Here is an 18,804-nt window from a genome sequence, read left to right as displayed (position 1 = left end):
TTTTGATTAAATAGCCATTCCGCTTCCACCCACTACTTTTATGCCTTCGGGAAACTTTTTCCAAAAACGTATATATCTATATTTAGCTTCAAAAGGCTTATTATTATAGTCTCCTTTTAAATCCATCTGCAAAACAATGACAGCCAAATCTGCTATAATATTCAGTTCTTCTACTTTGGGAATGATTTCTTCGACTTTTAAATTTCCCTCGCGATAGGTTTGCAAATCTATTTCCTTGGTTATTGTCTGACCACTGGGAACTACAAAAAGTAAATCAGTATGCAATAGGTTGTCGAGTATTTCCGTATCATTATTTTTGATGGCTCCGTAAAGTATGTTCTCGAGATTTAAAATTTCATCCTTTGTTATCATTTCTTATTTATTATTAATATTCATTAAACTTCTGCTCGAGTTGATTTCCTATCGTAGGTTTTGTATAAATTTTCAGGAATTTGCGCGAGCGTCGATTCATGTACTTTATCGCCAAGTGTATAAAATTCCTGAAAACTCATAATAAGAGGTTTCCACTTATCGGGATCAACCCGATTTGGATGATTATCCATAATAATTGATTTATCCAAAAATATCCTGTTTATCTTTAGTTCAAATGTGATAATATTCCCCTGCTGTGATGGTTGATCCTCTGCCAATTTATGAATGGCCATGACAACAGCTTCCATTTGTACAGGGCACTCGTTAACCCGGGAGGCATTGATGGTTTCGGCCGGGGTACTCGTCAATCCGGCTATTTCAAATTTATTTTTTTCGAAACGATACCCCTTTAATATTTTAGACTGAGGAACAGGATTAGACCCCGTTGTTCTGGCCAATAGGTTCACAGCCTTTGCTTCGTTTACCGATGGCAGGTTTAAGACGGCCTCTTTGGTTACCAAAAGGTTTTGGGCAGTTTGAGATGAAGCCCCAAGCCCAATTATGCACCTCCAACCCAACCAGAAAATCGAAGACATAGGTGCAAGATTATCTGTACCATCGGGATTTTTAGTACTGATAAGTACTACCGGTGTGCCGAAGTATAAAATGGAGGGATAACTTTTAATATGCATGTATTGTACCTTTTAAGATTTTTACTGAGCTTTTATGTTCCTTTTAAAATTAACGATATCCGACATTCATTAAAATCCGTTTCTTGCGTAATCCAATCATTTCAAGTCAATTATTAAATATACTTCAAAATCCGTACACCTACTCTTCGACGGCCTGATAAATATCTCTTTCCATCGAAATGCCATTTTTTTCTAAAAACGCGGGCATATTAATACCAGCCTTTTGCATCTCCTCCCGTATGACCAATCTGGCATCATCCATGTACTGCCGGTCTGACCAGATGGCAACCGTAATGACTCGAAGATTTCCACTATCGCTTTTCTGTTGAAAGATTTCATACTTTACAAAGCCGGGCTGCCGCCTTAGTGTATTCCTGATGAAAAGTGATTTTTCGGAATACGCCGCGATAGCTTTTTGGGGAATGCTAATTTTATCAATGACGGCCACATGTTCTGTAACTGTGTGCTCTTCTCTGTTATTCTGTTCCATTTTGAATTGATTTTTATGTTGACCAAAAGTTTTCATCGCCATAAGGACAGACACGATAAGAATGATGGTTTTTAATGTTTGTTTCATAGGACTTGTATTTATTGTTTCCAGTTCAGTTTACCGCTTTTATCAAACATTTCGATAGACGGGTTGCCTAGACTATCAACCTTTAGAATAATCCGCGGTATCTCGTTGTTGTCCTTAATCACCAAAGCCGCATTACCGTTTTCCGTAAGCAGGTTGATACGATTGATGTTTTGACCAGGCTTACCGGACAGGTCTTTGTCGTTAATCAATAGCCCAGCTCTGAAATAGTTGTCGTGTTTATTGTCCTGTGCGAGTATACCTATAGCGTCGGCGTTCTGATAGTCAAATGCGAGCGCGTTCAGGTTGGTCTCCTTATTATCGGTGATGGCAAGACCACCTCTTTCGTCACCGTTTTTGTCATAGAAAATAATACCCGCAGGTGAGTAGGCTCTTTTATACATTTTTCCATCAATAATCGGCATGGGAATATGGTCCGTGTTTGCAATAACAACACGATTTTTTCCCGAAGCATCATTAATATTTATTCTTTCTGCATTAAAGCTTTGCTTGTTGTCCAAGTATAAGTAGACGATACACACCATAAAAACGATATTGGAAACTATAAGGGCAGATAATAATATTTTTAGCGGTTTAGAAATTGTTTGCATAATTTTGTCTTATTTTTAGTTCATTATTCTTTTATGATACCGTTTTCCTTGTACTGATTACAATCCTGTTCCACGCATTTATGGTAACAACTGCCACTATGATCTGTGCAAGTTGGTTTTCATTAAAAAGTTGTTCAGCCTGTCTGTACGTCTCTTCGCTTAACCCGTTTTGACTGATTAAAGTCACTTCCTCGGTTATAGCTAAAATTGTTTTCTCTTCTTCAGTAAATAATCCGGTTTCTTTCCAAGCGTTGAGCAGGAAAATTCGCTGTGCGGTTTCGCCCTGCTTTAATGCTTCCGAAGTGTGCATATTGATGCAAAAAGCACAACCGTTGATTTGTGATGCACGAATTTTAATCATATATAAATGTGCTTTAGATAGCCCCGAATTTTGTAGGTAATTTTCCAGAGCGAACATCGCTTTGAATGCATCCGGTTCAAGCTGCTGTATGTCAATTCTCTTTTCCATATTTATTTTTTGTTTGTATTTAAGCCTATACGATGACTTATACAGGATGTAACGGTTCGAAAGCGTCAGGTGTAATCTTAATTTTTCATTTTTATAAAATTATAGACTGCTTTTTTATTTCTTATTTTTCGTATTTAAATTTTTAGCTTGACTTATCCAAGTTGGTGCAGTATTGGTAATTTGCTTTAACAATAAGTTTAGCTGAGCTGAATGATGTTGAATATGTCTTATGTTATAGATCAATATTTCAAGAAAAGAATAGTTTTTGTATTCGTTAATCCATCGCTCGTTTAATTTGTCTGTATCAAGGCCCGATATGAATCGATTTGCTTTTTGTCGGCAATGCGCTAAGTATGTAAGGACTTCGGTTTTTGAATATGTCCTGTTAGGCCTTTTACCTGTTGGGTCAAACTCCGACAATTCAAAAGGTGGTGGTGGAGCAAATTTACTTGGATCCGTTGTTAAATAATAATCAGTCCAAAAGGTGCAATGGTAGGAAGCATACCAAAATCCTATTTCTGTATCCCAATGCTCGTCCGGACACATAATAATTGCATTCTCAAGCATATCAAGGCTTGCACCGAATTGATTCCAAATTGCTTCTTTTATTGATATTGTATTTGCCATATTTTTCTGTTGTTACTTAGGTTTTGAAAGCACCATTTTTATTGCTAGAAAAGTCAATACGCTGACCATAAACCATTTTTTTCGCCCTTACACAAAGTGGATTTTTTGTAAGAAAAGCAGCCATTTTTGCAGCGGTCATTACAATAATAAAATTGATAGTGAAGCTGATAAAAATCTGTGTAATACCTAATGCCATACTCTGACCTAATATAGATCCATATTCCGGTTTGATAAATTGAGGAAAAAAGACAGGTAAAATACAGCCATTTTAGGGTTCAATACATTGGTTAAAAAACCCGTAAAGAATAGCTTACGAGGTTTATCTTTGGCAATAGGTTCCTGGAGCTCAAAAACAGTTTTGCTATTGGGCGTAATGCTTTGGTATGCCAAATATAAAAGGTATACAGCGCCTGCGGTTTTTAATACTCCATAAGCAAATGGAACGGCCAGTAAAATAGCCGTCAATCCAAATCCTGCCAGTACGATATGAAATAAAAAGCCGCTAATAACTCCTACCAAGGATACAAGCCCGGCCGTTTTGCCTTGTGTTATACTTCGTGAAATAAGATAAATCATATTGGGTCCTGGGCTTATAACCATCAGAAAAGCTGCTAAAGCAAACCATAAAAGTTCATGAATCGGAATCATCGTTGTTTAAATTGAAGCTGGGAATTTTTTGATACCAAATTGTCGAGTGAATATTTTCCGCTGCCCTGAATGAAGAGTGCCAGACATAAGCCAAGCATCAGCAGGTGATATTCGAACCCCTCACCCTCCTTATCGCCAAACCAGTTCATAAAAAGCCATGTTCAAGATGTCCTGCCAATAAAATTATCCCTGTAAAAAGCCCTCCCATTACAATTGCCCAAAGGCGGGAAGCAAAACCTATAATTATAAATATGGGTGCAAAAAACTCTATTAATATAACTAATAGCCCCACTAGCCATGGATGTCCCATCTGTTGCAAAGCCTCCAAAGTTTGGGCAAACCCAAAGCCACCAAACCAGCCCAACATACCCCGCGCTCCGTGTGCAAACATAACGATGCCTATGGTCAGGCGAATGACGAGACCTGTATAATCATTGTGTGTACTAAAAATTTTCTGTTTCATGATTTCTCTCATTATTTAATAATATAATGGTTTATAATACTTTTCGCACGAAAAGTCCAAAGTTACTGTAGTTTGTAGCAAGACGTCTGTACTGATCAAAATTTGCGGCCAATCCAAACTGCATACCTCCAGCATCTATTCCTGCTCTTGCATATTGATAGCTCCGGCTATGTCCGTTCCGGTTCCATGTGGTCATATATTGAAATCGGGCATATAGGTTTACAGGTCTGTTTACGGCACCCTGATATTCAATAAAGCCCATAAGTTCGAAATTGGGCACAGACCATATATCCATCCTCGGTAAATCAGTACATTGGTTGTTTTCCCTTTATGAAAATACTGGAAAAAGACAGATGGCCTTACTCGGTTGACTGGAGTGAAGATAGTACCAACACCTGATGTCCATCGTTTGCTCATCGTATAGGAAAGGTAAGACTGGCTCATAATTTCATTTCCACGGTTTTTATCATAAGGTATAAGAACCGATGAAGTATGAAAAATCCCGAAGGATTTTCCGGATTGAACCTTGTAGCAAACGACTGCTGATAGTAGTAACTCGAATGCCCGACAGTGATTTCTACAGGTATCTGCGCCCGGCTATGCGAGTACCATATGCTGAAAAATAAGCAGGCCAACAAGTGTTTTATTATCGTTGTTTCTTTCATCGTTCCTTTCTGATCTCATTGTATTTGTTAAGCTGTGCCGGAAAATGGTTACAATCAACTACTGCTTAATATATTGACAAGTTAAACACTGAAAACGTGACAACTTATTTAGTATATTTTTCTTCCATACTTGATTTGTCATGTATTTTCTTAACGAAAGAAACACTGATGCGCTGCGGAGCATTTTCGACAGCGTTTTTGATCCCGATAGAACACGTAGCTAAACTTCGTTGTACATTTTTTCACACCATACAAATATATGAAGGAGCCGATCCGTCAATACTGTAAGTATGGCGGTAAAAATGTAGTTTTTTCTGTTTTTGATGTAGCACCCGTGATTATACAGGATTTTCGACCGCATTTTTGAACTCAGTAGGGAGCTGACCGTCGTAGCTTCTGAATGCACGGGAAAAATGAGAAGAGTCTGTGTAGCCTAGTTGAAACGACACCTCCTTGACAGACATATTCCGAAAGCTCAACAGGTACTTTGCCTCCTGCATGATATGAAACTCTATCCATTTTTTTGCCGAAAGCCCAGTGTATTCAACTAAAATTTCGCTCAGATATTTTGGGGATATATGCAACTGTTCCGCATAAAAAGCAACATCTTTATACTGCGAGAAATTTTTTGAAACTAATTCTCTAAACTTTACAACAGTATGTTCTTTACCATTGAGTTCCCTTTTATTGCCCCGGTACAGGTTCCAGAAATATTTCTGTGAAATAATCAGGATTGAATATAGTATTCCCGATACTGCTTCGGGCTTATCAGCGATTGTCCGAAGTGTGCTGAAAAGCTGTTGCATTTCTTCAAATTGCCCGTCGGTAAGTTGCATTACACTCTTTTCATCGGGGCAAAAAAATTCAAGGGAATAGAAAAATGACCTACTGAAATTATTTACAAAAATATCATCATAGAAAAAAAAGCGTGTCATTTGAGGGAAGCTGGTATTGAGCCATTGGCAGGTCATTCCTGGGCCAATTGTCAACAGGCTTCCTCGTGTTAAATCATAATCTGTAGTGCCTATCCTGATGCGAGCCCCTTCACCATAATACAAACCGATAGTATAAAAGTAGTTTTTAAAGGGCGTGGTGATGTTCAAGTCTTCCATACAGGCTTTTGATGCGAGATAATAAGGCGCTATATTGCAATCATTTTTTGAGACCTTAAATATCTGAGCAAATCAAAGTTATCTGAATGTTTTTGTATCATAAGAAAGATGTTTAAAAATTAGTATAGCCCTAAGAATACTAAAATACGTAATTATTACTAGATGAAATGGTATGGTTATCCATAATCATTTATATAAAAATCTATAATTGTCTCGATATTTTAAATGGCATTGTAGTGAATGAGTTCTGTATCAATTTCCTTTCAAAAAATCCAAAACCAACTTTTCAAACTCATCTTTTCTTTCAATGTTTGTAAGGTGGAAATTTCGCATCTCGAGACAATTAAATTCCGCTGCAAATTCACCATCTATATTCATGCAAGCAATAGTATAAAACTATATAATTAAAGCCAAAAAAACCGCTTTTCAATGGTAAAATTTGCTCGAATTGACTGATCAGTGAATTCCGAAATTATATGATCGAAGCCTCCTAAATCTCCAATGTGACCAACGCAATTGCATTAAGAACTTCAAAAATGCCGTTGAATATCTAAATAGTGGCTATGCGACTATACCTGCTCACAAACTTCTAGGTATAAGGAAAGAAATTAAAAAATTCGAAGAGCTCCAACAAAACAAAAATGCAATTATATGGTGTTCAGCGCATGCTGCGTACGCCTCAAAAGGTATACAGGATCTTCTGGACAAAGAAACTCCAGTGCGCTATAGCAAGATTAAAGGTACATATAAACTTACTAAGCAAAATAGCCTAGATTAAGTAAAAATGTGTTTATATGAGCCTGTTTTTTTAACTCAATTGCACTGATATTCTCGTCAAATGGGCAAATTAAGTCTAAGAAAAAAGATGGTATACCCGACAGAAGACAACGGGGTTAAAAACCACTACAAATCAAACATCCGATTTGAAACAGCACATGCACAAACCGGGCGATTCAGAATCGAGTGAATAAGGGACTCAGCTATAAAAATAAATGAATCTCTTGCTTATAAAACGAACTTCCGCAACCAATGATATCATTGAGTCTTTACTTACAGCTTTAGTTGTACATAGTAACATATACATTCGGGATTTTCCTTTTATTATTACATTTAAAAAAGCTAAATCTAAAAAAGTAAAATTAATTATTTTTTTATATAAATTAGTGTAATAGAAAACTAGCCAACCTGTTTATTAACAATTAAGATGAAAATTATGAGAAGTATTTTTATCAACCTAACAATCTTTCTAATTATCGCAAACTGCACAATTGGATTCGCCCAGAATTCGGCGTCAAATGAAACCAAAACTAGCCTACAATCCTTACCACTATACAATATTTACTACTTAAGTAAATATATTGGTAGAACAGATGGGCTCAGCAACAAACAGCGTCGGGAAATTAGAGATCAACTTTTAGCAGAGCCCAAGCTCAACGTTGATCCAATACAAATGCAAAAAACGATGCCCACGGTTATGAGCTTTTTAAATGATGTCAGATTTAATAAAAGCCAGCTACTGTTCAACGAATTGATCAATAAAACCCCTCTCGAGGTAAGAGGCAAATATTCGCCCAACGGAAAAGAGGCTAACGACAAACTAGAAGAATTAGATGCCCTTTATAAGAAAACTAAAGAAGACGAAAATTTTAAAAATGAAACCAATAAACTATTTGAAGATTTGGAAAACTATCTCCAAAAATTAAGTGATGAAGGAATAGTGTCAAGGAAAAAAATGATTTTGACAAGTTAAAGAATAAATTTTCTAAAATAAAAGTTCCCTCAAACAACAAGGAGAAAACAAGTAGGGACACCTTTTATACAAAACTTGATTCACTAAAAAAGGAATTAAAAACGCAGATATCAGGTCTAAAAACGATACATTAGCAATAGAACTTATATTTTCTGAATTTTACAAGCTTAATAACGAGTTTAATGATATTATCACAAAAACTAAAGATAGCTATACGGAAAACGCTAGAATTTATGCTGATAAATATGTTGACGCATTTTCTTCCCTCGCTACAACACCAAGCTATAACTTTGTAGAATCTTCTCCCCAGGCGATCACCACGCAAATCCGTCTAAATGATAATATACAAGCTGCCCAACAAAATCTGTCCTATGCGGGGATTAGCCTTCCTTCGCAGTCACAGATGATAGAAGCAATGGCCATGTTCTTGGCCAAACGCGCTAAACAGGAGGCTGCGATATGGTTTATGGACGAATTAAGAAAACGGGTTCAGAATCCGCTGATTCAGGATGTCTTTCCAAATACAATTAGCATGTTAGGGAATCCTGAAAATTATCGTACGGCAACTTTCGGGACGTCTTGGCGCTATGCGATATCCAAAGATTTTGTTAACCTGCCTAAAAATATCATCAATAGCAGCTGGACGACACAATATCTATCAATCGAACAGACAGACGACCTGAATACCTGCGTCAGCTTTGCATACGATCTACAAAGGCTGATGATGGAACGTTATAACTACAAAGATATCATCCGATATTTTTACCTGAATCCGGCTTACAGGGCTGATAGCTTATCAAAAAGTACTGTACAATCGGATATCCAAAACGCCTTCTCCGTTTTATACATAGCCACAAATGAGCTTTTTCGATTACAAATATCAACGGAACAGATAGCTTTAGACTGCTCTCCTACGAAGAAATAAAGTCTTTAAATAGTAATCAGTGGAAGGTCTTGATAGAATTATTATCAGTCAAATATGAGAAGGAGTTCAAGGAATTCGTAAAAGTGAGAAATTTCAGTAATGAGCAGGCTAAAGTATCCCAATGGGTCAGCTCGTTATTAATTGCATTAAGCCAGTTTGATAAGATCAATAAGGAGCAACAAACGTTATTACAGGACAAAGGCACACTCGAACCAGCAGGCCAATCACTGACGACATCGTTAAAGATTATAAAACAAGTCGCTCAAAATCTCGATATGTCCGCTTTCACAGGAAATAATTTGCAAACGGGATTTAACAAACATCTTGCACTGTTCTCGGATGTAATGGATATACTTGATAATATTCAATCGAAGAACTTCGTAGCCGCCTGCCGCAACACACTATCCATCATTGACTCTTACACCTTGTCAAAAGCTGAAGAAAAAAACAATCCAAAAGTCTTTAAGATATTGGATCTTAAGTATGCAAATGGCGAAGCCGTGATTAAAAATTTCGGAGTAAATACTGATTCAACAGAGCTCTATTTCGAAGTTGATCCAAAGGCACAGGTATTGAAGATAAAACTTGGTGAGGCAGCACCACCTGTGCTAGAATTAGATAAACTGCAACAAGTTTTTTTGCAGAGATATGCTAGTTCGCTGTTATTTTTCCTGAATAAAACAGGTAAAGAAAAGAAAAATAACACAAAAGAATTTGAAGCATTTAAGGAAAATGCAAGATCAAGAAATCGGAAGCTTTTTGATGCGATCGAAAAGAATGAATGTCTAGCAAAGGATGATAATATTAACAAAATCGCACTTTTCCTTGCATTAAAAAATGCAAAAAATGACGTCGACTTGGTCGCAGCAAAAGAAAAATTCAGCTACCTGGTAGATACGACGATCTCTCCAATATCATCTTTCGCTAGCGAGAAAAAATATACAGTTCAATTGCTCAAGCTCTCCGAGTTCTTTGGAGATGTACTGTCTTCAACAAACTCAGAACAGCTCGCCTCTGTAATCGAATCACACGCGATGCCGCCCACCTCTTATAAATTGAAGCGAAAAATGGGGGCATCAATAGACTTAAATGCTTATGTTGGTGGATTTGCGGGCTATATTGGTCCGTTGAGTAAATCTGCCACGATTAAGGAAGGCATGACCGGCGGAATAACGGCGCCAATTGGAATTACGATAAAATCTTACAGGAATTTTTTTCTTGAACAAGGTAAATTTACATGTTCAGTTGCTCGAACTTGGTAATATTGTAAACCATTATTTGATCACACCGTCCTCAGCAGAAAATAAGGATGTTCATTTTACCGAAGTCTTTTCTCCTGGTCTCAAATTTCTTGTCAATATTAAAAACACGCCACTTGTGGCTTATGCCGGCAGCTCACTTCTTCCATTGAAAACCTACGATTCCATGGAAGCAAAAAAAAAGGGCATTTGATGCCATCTTGGTGAGTGCCGGAATCAAAATTGACATCCCGCTATTAAATTTATACTCGAAAGAAAAATAGTATTCTTTCGAAACCCTCCGTTTAAACAGCAGCTTTATTTAACCTAAAGCTGCTGTTTAAATTTGGTACTCGCTATGCATCAGAATCTGACTTGCTATAGTTATTTCCCCTTTAAAAAAGTAGAATAACATCTGTAATAATCAATATTTAAATCCCGCCTTATTAAAATAATGAAGAATAACAAAGGGATTGCTCTTTAATTTTGGATAGAATTGCAATTATTAAGTCTCCCAAAGCTGAAAATATTCGAACAAGCTTACAATGTGAATTATCCGCCTGGATGGAGACGGACAGATTCAGTAAAGATCATTGCTAATTTGCAAAAAAGAAAAAGCTTATGATCAACCTAAAAATTTCTATATCATAGTACTCCTTGCGGCAAGTTATTTTACCGCAGCAGGACAGGTCACTTTCAATACAAAATCCAATACTATAGCTCAGCTGCATAAACAGCTCGAAACTATTATACGAAAGGAAAATATCCCGGGTATGATGGTATCGATCGTCAAAAACGATAGCATTCTATATGTTGGTGGACTGGGCTATGCTGACCTTCAGAAACATCGCCCTGTAGATCATATCACCCAATTTCACTTCGCGTCCGTTACAAAATTTTTCGTGGCGATGGGGATCCAGCAATTAGTCGCCAAGGGAAGGCTTAAACTCAGCGACCCCATTCGCGCTATAGCACCTGAAATTCCTTTTAACAATCGTTGGGAAGATACAAATCCGGTGAGGCTGATTCACCTTTTGGAACACACCGCTGGATTTGATGATGTACAGCTCAACAATATGGTAAATAGCGGTAAAAAGCCTCTACTTGGTATCGAAGCGATCAATGCCGTAAGCAATTCGCTGACCGTCCGCTGGAAGCCAGGAACGATGATGTCCTACTCCAACCCCGGTTATAATGTACTCGGTTATATCATCGAAAAAGTGACGGACATGCCTTGGGATAAATATTTAGAACAGCATATTTTTTTAACACTAAATATGAGTAATAGCTTATTTGACCGCAATGGAATACGTAGGCCTAACTTCGCCACAGGTTACGATTTTCAAGATGGTGAATTCATGCCTATGCCGTTCTATCAGCCAGGCAGCAACGGAGCTAGCAGCGCATTGGTATCAAATGCCCATGATATGGCCAAATTTATGCTTTATCTGCTCAATGGCAGTGCCAACAGCACACTACCAAATAATGCCTATTTAAAGGAAATGGAGACTATCCACAGTACCCTTGCCAGCCAGGCGGGATTACAGACTGGCTATGCACTGGGAAATGATCTATTTCCGAATAATAAAAGGATTAGCCTGCGAGGCCATAACGGCAAAGGGGAAGGTTTTGTATCCTGGCTATTTTTAATCGCGAAGCTGGTATAGCTTATGCCATAGCAGCGAACAGTGTAGTCAATATGTGGCCGATCTCGCAAGCAATCGAAGACTTTCTAACTAAAAATATATCCCCGCCGAAATTGACCAGCTTACCGATAGATGAACAAAAAATAAAACCGCTATTAGGCTACTACCAATTTATGAATCCCAAAATGACCGTTGGGAATTCTATAGGCGGATCTTTGGCGGTATTGAATTAAGGGGATCAGCAGGGATCGGCTTCTCGTCAAAAAAGAAAACGGACAGGTGGATTCACTGATCCACATCGGCAATGGCTTATTCCGCGCAAAAGAGGATATTATTCCTTCCTTTGTATTAGCCAAAGATTCCATGGGCCAACCTTTCTTTCAGGGTTATGGCAATAGTTTCTATCGAAAAGTTCCTCGGGCTTCCATACTAATACAGAAAATCCCCATCTATCTAGGAATTAGTGCCATTTCGATTTATATGATTTTTAGTCTGGTGGGAATAGTGCGTACACTCTTTGGAAAAATGAAGCTGATGGACCTCGGAATTCCTTTATTGCCAACAATGGGAACCTGTTGTTTTATTACAGCCTATCGGCTCATGGGATTGACAGACGCCAGTCACAAGGAATTGTTTACGTCTTGTAATGCAACAAGTTTTTCTATTTTCCTGGGGATGCTCTTATTTGCAATATTTGTTATCGTCAGTAGTTTGCTCCTCTATAAGCGTTGGTTTCAATTAGCTCCGAGATGGTTGCGTCTGCTCTTAGCATGCTGTAATTTCTTTTTATGCTACTTGGTTGCGCTGCTGTCTATAAATGGCTGGAGCGGTGTGCCGATCTGGATGATGTAACTCATTTGGCCAATTATGTTTAAATTCACAGTACAAAGATAGGTTAATATAAACCATGGTCAACATACTCTATACTTTTCACGCTTTTTCAGCTGGTGCACTTTGGTTGCTCGGGACATTAATCTTTATGGGTGTCAACAGAACGGGTCTTCAGGCAGACCGCTGGCTGGGTGCATACTATTGTCTATTGGCATGCTTATTTACCCAACTCTTTCTCGAAGGTTTTCATATCGACAACGGAGCTTTGATCCATGTTCTTGAACTACCCCGCTGGGCCACCCTCCCCTGCTTTTATCTTGCTGTTCATCACATGGTCAAACCAACGACGCCGATTCGGTATTGGGGATTACATTTTGTGCCTTTCCTGGCTTTTCTGCTTTTTTCTGCTATTTACTTGATACCGGGACTTTTTAATAGTTATATCCATCCGCCTAAATTACCGCAGTGGATCATATTTGCCATTACATATTTATTCTTTGCACAATGTATCTTTTATTGGATTGCGTGTTACAGACTCTTCAAAATACATCAAAAAAACATTCGCCAGCTGTCTTCCTATATGGAGAAGATCAACATGATCTGGTTGAAATATCTATTGATCGCACTGTTATTTATGATCCTTGTCCGTTTGCTGGCGTTGGCTCATTTTGTATTTAACTCCTTTGCACCAATCCTATATTTTATGGGCTCATTGGCACTTGGGTACGCAACTTTAACACAGCGGTCAATATATGCTGTTGAATCTACCGATAATCTGATTGATGAAAGTGATCAACCAAAGAAAATTAAAACCGACGAGCGGTTGACAGAACAACAGGTAGACACATTAAAAGAAAAAATCGTACAGAAAACAACAGCTGAGAAGTTATATCTGGATCCCGGCCTAACCCTCTCATCCCTCGCAGACCATATAGGCATCAATCCGCATGATCTTTCCTATATCATAAACAATGGCTTGGAGAAAAATTTTTACCAGTTTATCAACGAATTGCGCACGGAGGAAGCGAAAAGACTATTATTATCCGAAGAGGCCAAGCAACTTGATATGTTTGGGGTAGCGATAAGTGCAGGTTTCAATTCAAGAACAACTTTTTACAGCAGTTTCAAAAAAGCAACTGGTATTACGCCGACAGAATATATGAAAGGCCATGGTAAACATTCAACTTAACCTGGGAAAGTGAAGTTTGTTCGATTGCATCCACTCGGACGGTTAACCTACCAAAAGACCTATTCTTGTATTATATCAACACAAAAATTATGATACAACAAATTAAACCAAGTATTCGCTCGAAAGCGATAAGCCAAATTTCTAGAGCAACCTTCGGTCTACTAGTGGGAGCATGTTGCCTTTTAGCCTCGTATGATACACTTGCGCAGACCACCTCCCCAAGTGCCTCCCTCCAGCAAAATCGGACTCCGCTGAAATCATTTCAGGGCTACTACCAACTCCCTAACAAAGTAGCTTTCATTGCTTTCGACGAGCAAGATAATAAGCTGCATGCAACACAGCTATGGGATCAGAAAAAAAGTTATCAGCTCGTCCGTAAAGATGATACGCATTTTGAATCCAAAAACGAAGGCTATGCGATAGAGTTCTTAAAAATAGCGCTGGAGATTTTAACCAAGCCAAGATCCTGGGCAGAATTGTATGTGAGCGTGTACCTTTTGACCCCAATAAAATTGCAAGTCTAACCGCATCTCAACTGAAACAGCTTGCCGGAACTTATCTAATGGCCAACGACAACAATCTTAAAATTACCATAGAACCTTCAGCACAGGGCCTGATCCTTAAACAATTGTGGGATAACAAAACGATTTCTTTCACCCCACGCTCTGAACTTTTCTTCCTCAACGAAGATGGTACCTTTCCTTTGACATTTTCTGTTGCCAATGGAAAAGTGGAGCAGATGACCTGTTTTGAAAAGGATCTTTGGTTGAAGGCTGATTAATAATCCCAGTAAAAAATAGTATGAAAAGAATGATTGTCTGCTTATACTTTATTCTGCTGAGTATAGTGCAACTAAAGGCGCAGCAGGTAGCTGACGAACAGTTTCATTATCCCATTACCGATCCGCACCATCGGATCGGTGATGGACCACTGCTCCTATTTGACGAGGCACACAACAATCCAGTTACTTTGAGGGGAGCTTATGCCGCATTTTCAACTCTTCTGCAAGCGGACGGATATAGGCTTCGCAGTGCCAAAGAAAAAATTAATTTGGATAGTTTAAAAGAAGCAAAAATATTTATCAGTGTAAATGCGCTATATGATCCAGAAAAATGGAGCTTGCCTGCCCGTTCGGCTTTTACTGATAAGGAAATAGAATTTCTCCGTCAATGGGTATTTGACGGCGGGAACTTATTTTTGGTCACAGATCACATGCCCTGTGGCGGATCGGTACAGGCTCTTGCCGCGGTATTCGGCATTCATGTTATGAATGGTTTTGCACTACGCAAAGATGGGCGGCCCGAAATTTTTCAAGAGATAGAAAACGCTTTTGCCCAATGAAATCACAGCTGGATCAAGTACAGAAATAGACAGTATCATGTGCTGGGGCGGCACCGGATTTAAAGTCCCAGCAACCGCACAGATTATTTCTTTGTTGGACGATGAATATGAGATTTATTTACCTACTGATGCTAATCTGATAAAAAGGCCTATACCGGACGATATTCCCCGATTGCCGAGCAAAGGATTTGCAAATGGTGCATACCTTCGATTTGGGAAGGGAAGAATTGTGATATTCGGAGATGGCGCTCCTTTTTCTGCCCAACTCTATGGCATTAAAAGTGAAAAAGAGGAATGAATCATCCTTCTGCTTTCCAAAATGCACAGTTTCTGCTTAATATCGTTCATTGGCTCGACCAATGAACGATTAGCAAATCCCAGCAACACAATTAGCTAAGATCATTCGTAAATAGAAATTTTATCAACCTCGGAATAGGATTGCCATCCTTCATAATCAAACACGGTTTTAACTGTGCCTATTTTTGAGCAAGCATTTTCAAAATACCCGTCATCCAATGCGTCTTGAATAGCTTTACGAATCGTCAAATGGGATAAATCCGGCAGGATAATCATATCGGAAGCCCAGAAATAGGAAGATTCATCACGTCGCATCAACATCTCAATGTTTTTTAACGTAAACAAAGTAGCAACATATACGTCGTCATTACTCAGTATAATATGAATATCGATATTGTCATTAAAAATATCCGCTACCCGGCGAGTAAAAAATAATTTAAACTGTATTTCTCTCCTAATGGTCATCGTCAATATAGCTATCAAAAATGAGGATTATTGTTTGTCTAATTTCAATAAATTATCAATTCAAGCCAAATTTAAAATAGAACCGGTATTCGGGAGCTACCGGAAAGTCAGAGATTTTAAGGTTTTCTTAAAGTTGTTATTAAATCTTTATATACATCGCCCCATATATTGCTATTTTTTTTTTTAGTATATTTACTCACATAAAATAAAAACTGTAATAGCCAATTATTAGGTCTAGTTTTCTCAAACCGACAAAGAATAATTTATCAAATCTAAATGTATGGCAAAAATAAAAAGATTAATGTACAGGGAAGGAAATAACAATCATTCTTGACAACGACAAAGAGTTTATTTCACTTACTGATATGCTAAAAGCTAAAGATGGAGACTTTTTCATTTCTGATTGGCTTCGAAACAGAAACACAGTTGAATATCTGGGTATTTGGGAAAGCATTTATAACCCCTTTTTAATTATGGCGAATTCGCCATAATTAAAAGTCAGGCCGGACTTAACAGTTATAAAATCAGTGTTAAAGATTGGGTTGAGAAGACAAACGCCATCGGCTTAAAAGCGACTGCAGGAAGATATGGCGGGACATATGCACATCCTGATATAGCATTTGAATTCGGTATGTGGATTAGCCCCATTTTAAAATTTACCTAATCAAAGAATTTCAACGCCTAAAAGATGAAGAAAACGACCGTTTGAAGTTAAACTGGAGTTTACAAAGAACTTTAGCCAAGGTGAATTACCAAATCCATACCGATGCAATCAAAGAAAATCTTATTCCAACAGAAATTACCAAACAACAAGCTAGTTCCGTTTATGCTAGTGAAGCCGATCTGCTTAATGTTGCATTATTTGGTATGACAGCGAAAGAATGGAGAGATTCAAATCCAGATAAGAAAGGTAATATTCGAGACTATGCGGTTATAGAACAATTGGTGGTATTAAGCAACATGGAGAGTATAAACGCGCTATTAATTCAACAGGGTTAACCCAAAATGAAAGACTTAAGCAACTCAATAAGGTTGCTATGACACAAATGCGATCACTCGTAGAAAATAAGGCTATTAAGAAATTGAAATAAAAACAATGTGCCCTATTAATTAAATAGAAAGGCCACCCAAAAGGATCATTAGGTGGCCATAATTTAAAAAAATTAATAAGTAGCGATCTCAGCCAAAGAACAGTTATTTTCATTGGTTCCATACGACGATAGAACAACTACTTTTAGATAACGCGCTTGGAAGGTCGTACCGAATCCCACATTTAGCTGTGCTCCTACACTAGCCAGAGTGGCTGTTTTGGCCAATGACCAATTTTGATTATCTGTACTTGTGTAAATCTCTATATTTTTGGAATTTCCAGCAGAAGTGCCTTGGCGCTGCCACAGGCTCACCCCGTGCAGTGTGCGACTAATGCCAAGATCAACGGCAATGAAATGTGGATGTGAGGATGCCGGCTGTTGTGACCAGTTGGAATGCCAGTATGTATTTATATTACCATCAATCGCCCGAACAGCATGTCCGGGATAGGCGGCACTTATCTCCTGGCTACTAAAACCGACTACCTGCCAGTTGCTCTTATCATGGAATGTCTTATCGCCAAAATCTATCTGGGGTATCCCATTTTGAAATTGATAAAGATAGGGGTATTCTTTAACGACTCCGTTGGCATGAACAAATTTAAGCTTTGCTTCGTAGGTCATTCCATCCGACTTCTCTACCAATTCGTTAATAGGCATTTCGATATAAAAACTATCGAGGCCAACTGGTTTTGCCGCCCAGGCGATAGCGTTGTAATCCTTATTTACACCCGTGCCTTCATTGTTTACATTCGGATCATTAAAGCACAACACATCGGTAACAACTTTGTCGGAAGTGTATTTTCCGCTCAGGACAATAGCCGCTTTCGTCTGATCATAAACCGCATTTAATCGTTGGAGCGTAGTATTCACACTTCCGTAATATATGCCATTGTCATTATTGAAAACCTGATTTGCATTCAAAACCGCTGCATCAGCTCCTGTGAGAAATGTTGGTGAGAGGCCTAGCGTAGAATTACCTGCCCACATAAGCGCCATTCCTTTTTGGGGATCACTACCTTCCGAAACTTTCTGTCTATTATGGGGAAGATTTAATCCATGCCCCAATTCATGTACCATACCTCCAAACCAGGTAATGAAAGCCTGACCAAGTGCTGTCTGATTCGTCCCCATATGCATGATGTCCAAATCGGCATAATCCAGCGCAAAACAATTTCTACCCAATCCATAAAACGGAGGACCGATCGGACCGCCTCCAGGAACACCATTAGACTGTGTATAAAAGCTTGGAAGAATAATCAGATTATGGTCTCCGGTTTTTAACTGCGGATTGGCCGTATAAAATTCGTTTATCTCAGCAATCACATTGGATGATCCATTGTTGTAATCATATTGGGTCTTATCTTTCTTACCAAAGATAATATTAAAACGTACATTGTCGCCAGCCGCATTTGTAAAAAGCCCAAAGGTCTTATTTGAATACCCATTGGCTGTCATCTGCTGTTTATACCAATTTTGGGTCCATAACATCAGTTCGCTCAATCGCTTTTGGAAGTTTGCAGCTGGCTGTACATCATTTGGAATAAAATAGACAATATTTAAATTATATTTCTGTGCACTTTGAAAATATCCAGCAGATGCTCCAGAAATTCTGTTGGCTAGATTTACATTTTGGATGCTATCATAATAAGCCACACTGTCGATTTGGGGTAAGGTGACAACCTCTTCATTCGATAAGCTCTTGCTACAGGAGGTAGCACATACAAATAGCAATGCTATATACATATATAATATTGTTCTCATATGAATTAAGTTTTATTTTTTTTTATAAGTATTAAAT

27 protein-coding genes are annotated in these 18,804 nt (G+C 38.2%); 14 read left to right on the top strand and 13 right to left on the bottom strand.

Features of this window, described 5'->3' with window-relative positions; translation table 11 throughout:
• Window positions 1-6: 6 nt before the first annotated feature.
• The 11 genes from KUH03_RS32210 to KUH03_RS32160 all read right to left on the bottom strand — a co-directional run bounded on the left by KUH03_RS32210 (window position 7) and on the right by KUH03_RS32160 (window position 6,233).
• Window positions 7-372: a nuclear transport factor 2 family protein gene (locus KUH03_RS32210; protein WP_257088411.1), complete on the bottom strand. Its 366-nt coding sequence runs from the start codon at window positions 370-372 to the stop codon at window positions 7-9.
• Window positions 373-395: 23 nt separating this feature from the next.
• On the bottom strand, window positions 396-1,064 hold the full coding sequence (locus tag KUH03_RS32205; RefSeq protein ID WP_257088410.1) for a flavin reductase family protein: 669 nt from the start codon (window positions 1,062-1,064) through the stop codon (window positions 396-398).
• Between the two features lie 139 nt (window positions 1,065-1,203).
• Window positions 1,204-1,641 carry an antibiotic biosynthesis monooxygenase gene (locus KUH03_RS32200; protein ID WP_257088409.1) on the bottom strand — a complete coding sequence of 146 codons (438 nt, stop codon included), beginning with the start codon at window positions 1,639-1,641 and terminating at the stop codon, window positions 1,204-1,206.
• An 11-nt stretch (window positions 1,642-1,652) separates the two neighbouring features.
• Window positions 1,653-2,249 (bottom strand): hypothetical protein, encoded by a 597-nt coding sequence (locus KUH03_RS32195; RefSeq protein ID WP_257088408.1) that lies wholly within the window; start codon window positions 2,247-2,249, stop codon window positions 1,653-1,655.
• A gap of 31 nt (window positions 2,250-2,280) precedes the next feature.
• A complete protein-coding gene (locus KUH03_RS32190) occupies window positions 2,281-2,718 on the bottom strand; it encodes a carboxymuconolactone decarboxylase family protein (RefSeq protein ID WP_257088407.1) in 438 nt (145 codons plus the stop codon).
• Between the two features lie 114 nt (window positions 2,719-2,832).
• Window positions 2,833-3,345, bottom strand: a complete 513-nt coding sequence (locus KUH03_RS32185; RefSeq protein WP_257088406.1) for a DinB family protein — start codon at window positions 3,343-3,345, stop codon at window positions 2,833-2,835.
• Window positions 3,346-3,361: 16 nt separating this feature from the next.
• The gene (locus tag KUH03_RS32180) at window positions 3,362-3,541 is read right to left on the bottom strand and encodes a hypothetical protein (protein WP_257088405.1); all 180 of its coding nucleotides are present in this window, start codon (window positions 3,539-3,541) and stop codon (window positions 3,362-3,364) included.
• 8 nt (window positions 3,542-3,549) lie between these two features.
• Window positions 3,550-3,945, bottom strand: a complete 396-nt coding sequence (locus KUH03_RS32175; protein ID WP_257097526.1) for a LysE family translocator — start codon at window positions 3,943-3,945, stop codon at window positions 3,550-3,552.
• Between the two features lie 193 nt (window positions 3,946-4,138).
• Entirely contained in the window at window positions 4,139-4,456 is a 318-nt protein-coding gene (locus tag KUH03_RS32170; protein ID WP_257088404.1) for a DoxX family protein, read from the bottom strand.
• Window positions 4,457-4,487: 31 nt separating this feature from the next.
• Complete coding sequence (locus tag KUH03_RS32165) at window positions 4,488-4,751, bottom strand: hypothetical protein (RefSeq protein ID WP_257088403.1); 264 nt, start codon at window positions 4,749-4,751, stop codon at window positions 4,488-4,490.
• A gap of 708 nt (window positions 4,752-5,459) precedes the next feature.
• Complete coding sequence (locus KUH03_RS32160) at window positions 5,460-6,233, bottom strand: AraC family transcriptional regulator (RefSeq protein WP_257088402.1); 774 nt, start codon at window positions 6,231-6,233, stop codon at window positions 5,460-5,462.
• Between the two features lie 1,204 nt (window positions 6,234-7,437).
• On the opposite strand from KUH03_RS32160, the gene KUH03_RS32155 reads away from it, so the two are divergent.
• The 11 genes from KUH03_RS32155 (at window position 7,438) to KUH03_RS32105 (ending at window position 15,451) form a co-directional block, all read left to right on the top strand.
• Entirely contained in the window at window positions 7,438-7,983 is a 546-nt protein-coding gene (locus KUH03_RS32155) for a hypothetical protein (RefSeq protein ID WP_257088401.1), read from the top strand.
• A 403-nt stretch (window positions 7,984-8,386) separates the two neighbouring features.
• Window positions 8,387-8,908, top strand: a complete 522-nt coding sequence (locus tag KUH03_RS32150) for a hypothetical protein (RefSeq protein WP_257088400.1) — start codon at window positions 8,387-8,389, stop codon at window positions 8,906-8,908.
• A 29-nt stretch (window positions 8,909-8,937) separates the two neighbouring features.
• Window positions 8,938-10,170 carry a hypothetical protein gene (locus KUH03_RS32145; RefSeq protein ID WP_257088399.1) on the top strand — a complete coding sequence of 411 codons (1,233 nt, stop codon included), beginning with the start codon at window positions 8,938-8,940 and terminating at the stop codon, window positions 10,168-10,170.
• Window positions 10,154-10,360 carry a hypothetical protein gene (locus tag KUH03_RS32140; RefSeq protein ID WP_257088398.1) on the top strand — a complete coding sequence of 69 codons (207 nt, stop codon included), beginning with the start codon at window positions 10,154-10,156 and terminating at the stop codon, window positions 10,358-10,360. The genes KUH03_RS32145 and KUH03_RS32140 overlap by 17 nt, the downstream gene beginning before the upstream one ends.
• Window positions 10,361-10,739: 379 nt before the next feature.
• Window positions 10,740-11,813 (top strand): serine hydrolase, encoded by a 1,074-nt coding sequence (locus tag KUH03_RS32135; protein ID WP_257088397.1) that lies wholly within the window; start codon window positions 10,740-10,742, stop codon window positions 11,811-11,813.
• A 258-nt stretch (window positions 11,814-12,071) separates the two neighbouring features.
• Window positions 12,072-12,644 (top strand): hypothetical protein, encoded by a 573-nt coding sequence (locus KUH03_RS32130; RefSeq protein WP_257088396.1) that lies wholly within the window; start codon window positions 12,072-12,074, stop codon window positions 12,642-12,644.
• 55 nt (window positions 12,645-12,699) lie between these two features.
• Window positions 12,700-13,812: an AraC family transcriptional regulator gene (locus KUH03_RS32125; RefSeq protein ID WP_257088395.1), complete on the top strand. Its 1,113-nt coding sequence runs from the start codon at window positions 12,700-12,702 to the stop codon at window positions 13,810-13,812.
• A gap of 89 nt (window positions 13,813-13,901) precedes the next feature.
• Complete coding sequence (locus KUH03_RS32120) at window positions 13,902-14,336, top strand: hypothetical protein (protein WP_257088394.1); 435 nt, start codon at window positions 13,902-13,904, stop codon at window positions 14,334-14,336.
• Between the two features lie 38 nt (window positions 14,337-14,374).
• On the top strand, window positions 14,375-14,593 hold the full coding sequence (locus KUH03_RS32115) for a hypothetical protein (protein ID WP_257088393.1): 219 nt from the start codon (window positions 14,375-14,377) through the stop codon (window positions 14,591-14,593).
• A 20-nt stretch (window positions 14,594-14,613) separates the two neighbouring features.
• Window positions 14,614-15,153: a hypothetical protein gene (locus KUH03_RS32110; protein ID WP_257088392.1), complete on the top strand. Its 540-nt coding sequence runs from the start codon at window positions 14,614-14,616 to the stop codon at window positions 15,151-15,153.
• Window positions 15,143-15,451 (top strand): hypothetical protein, encoded by a 309-nt coding sequence (locus KUH03_RS32105; protein ID WP_257088391.1) that lies wholly within the window; start codon window positions 15,143-15,145, stop codon window positions 15,449-15,451. The genes KUH03_RS32110 and KUH03_RS32105 overlap by 11 nt, the downstream gene beginning before the upstream one ends.
• Window positions 15,452-15,552: 101 nt before the next feature.
• Here KUH03_RS32105 and KUH03_RS32100 read toward each other — a convergent pair whose 3' ends face one another.
• Window positions 15,553-15,933 (bottom strand): hypothetical protein, encoded by a 381-nt coding sequence (locus KUH03_RS32100; protein WP_257088390.1) that lies wholly within the window; start codon window positions 15,931-15,933, stop codon window positions 15,553-15,555.
• A 347-nt stretch (window positions 15,934-16,280) separates the two neighbouring features.
• Between KUH03_RS32100 and KUH03_RS32095 the strand changes: the two genes are divergently transcribed.
• Genes KUH03_RS32095 through KUH03_RS32085 form a run of 3 tightly spaced genes read left to right on the top strand, consistent with a single transcriptional unit; the run spans window position 16,281 to window position 16,914 of the window.
• Window positions 16,281-16,406, top strand: coding sequence for a hypothetical protein (locus KUH03_RS32095; protein WP_373564522.1), 126 nt, complete (start codon window positions 16,281-16,283; stop codon window positions 16,404-16,406).
• Window positions 16,403-16,579 carry a KilA-N domain-containing protein gene (locus tag KUH03_RS47070; RefSeq protein ID WP_306429835.1) on the top strand — a complete coding sequence of 59 codons (177 nt, stop codon included), beginning with the start codon at window positions 16,403-16,405 and terminating at the stop codon, window positions 16,577-16,579. The genes KUH03_RS32095 and KUH03_RS47070 overlap by 4 nt, the downstream gene beginning before the upstream one ends.
• Before the next feature lie 41 nt (window positions 16,580-16,620).
• On the top strand, window positions 16,621-16,914 hold the full coding sequence (locus KUH03_RS32085; protein ID WP_257088389.1) for a hypothetical protein: 294 nt from the start codon (window positions 16,621-16,623) through the stop codon (window positions 16,912-16,914).
• A gap of 164 nt (window positions 16,915-17,078) precedes the next feature.
• Here KUH03_RS32085 and KUH03_RS32080 read toward each other — a convergent pair whose 3' ends face one another.
• A complete protein-coding gene (locus tag KUH03_RS32080) occupies window positions 17,079-18,767 on the bottom strand; it encodes a discoidin domain-containing protein (RefSeq protein ID WP_257088388.1) in 1,689 nt (562 codons plus the stop codon).
• Window positions 18,768-18,804: the final 37 nt, after the last annotated feature.

The organism is Sphingobacterium sp. E70, from assembly GCF_019285695.1.
Taxonomy (GTDB): Bacteria; Bacteroidota; Bacteroidia; order Sphingobacteriales; family Sphingobacteriaceae; genus Sphingobacterium; species Sphingobacterium detergens.
This window is presented reverse-complemented; position numbering and strand designations above follow the sequence as displayed.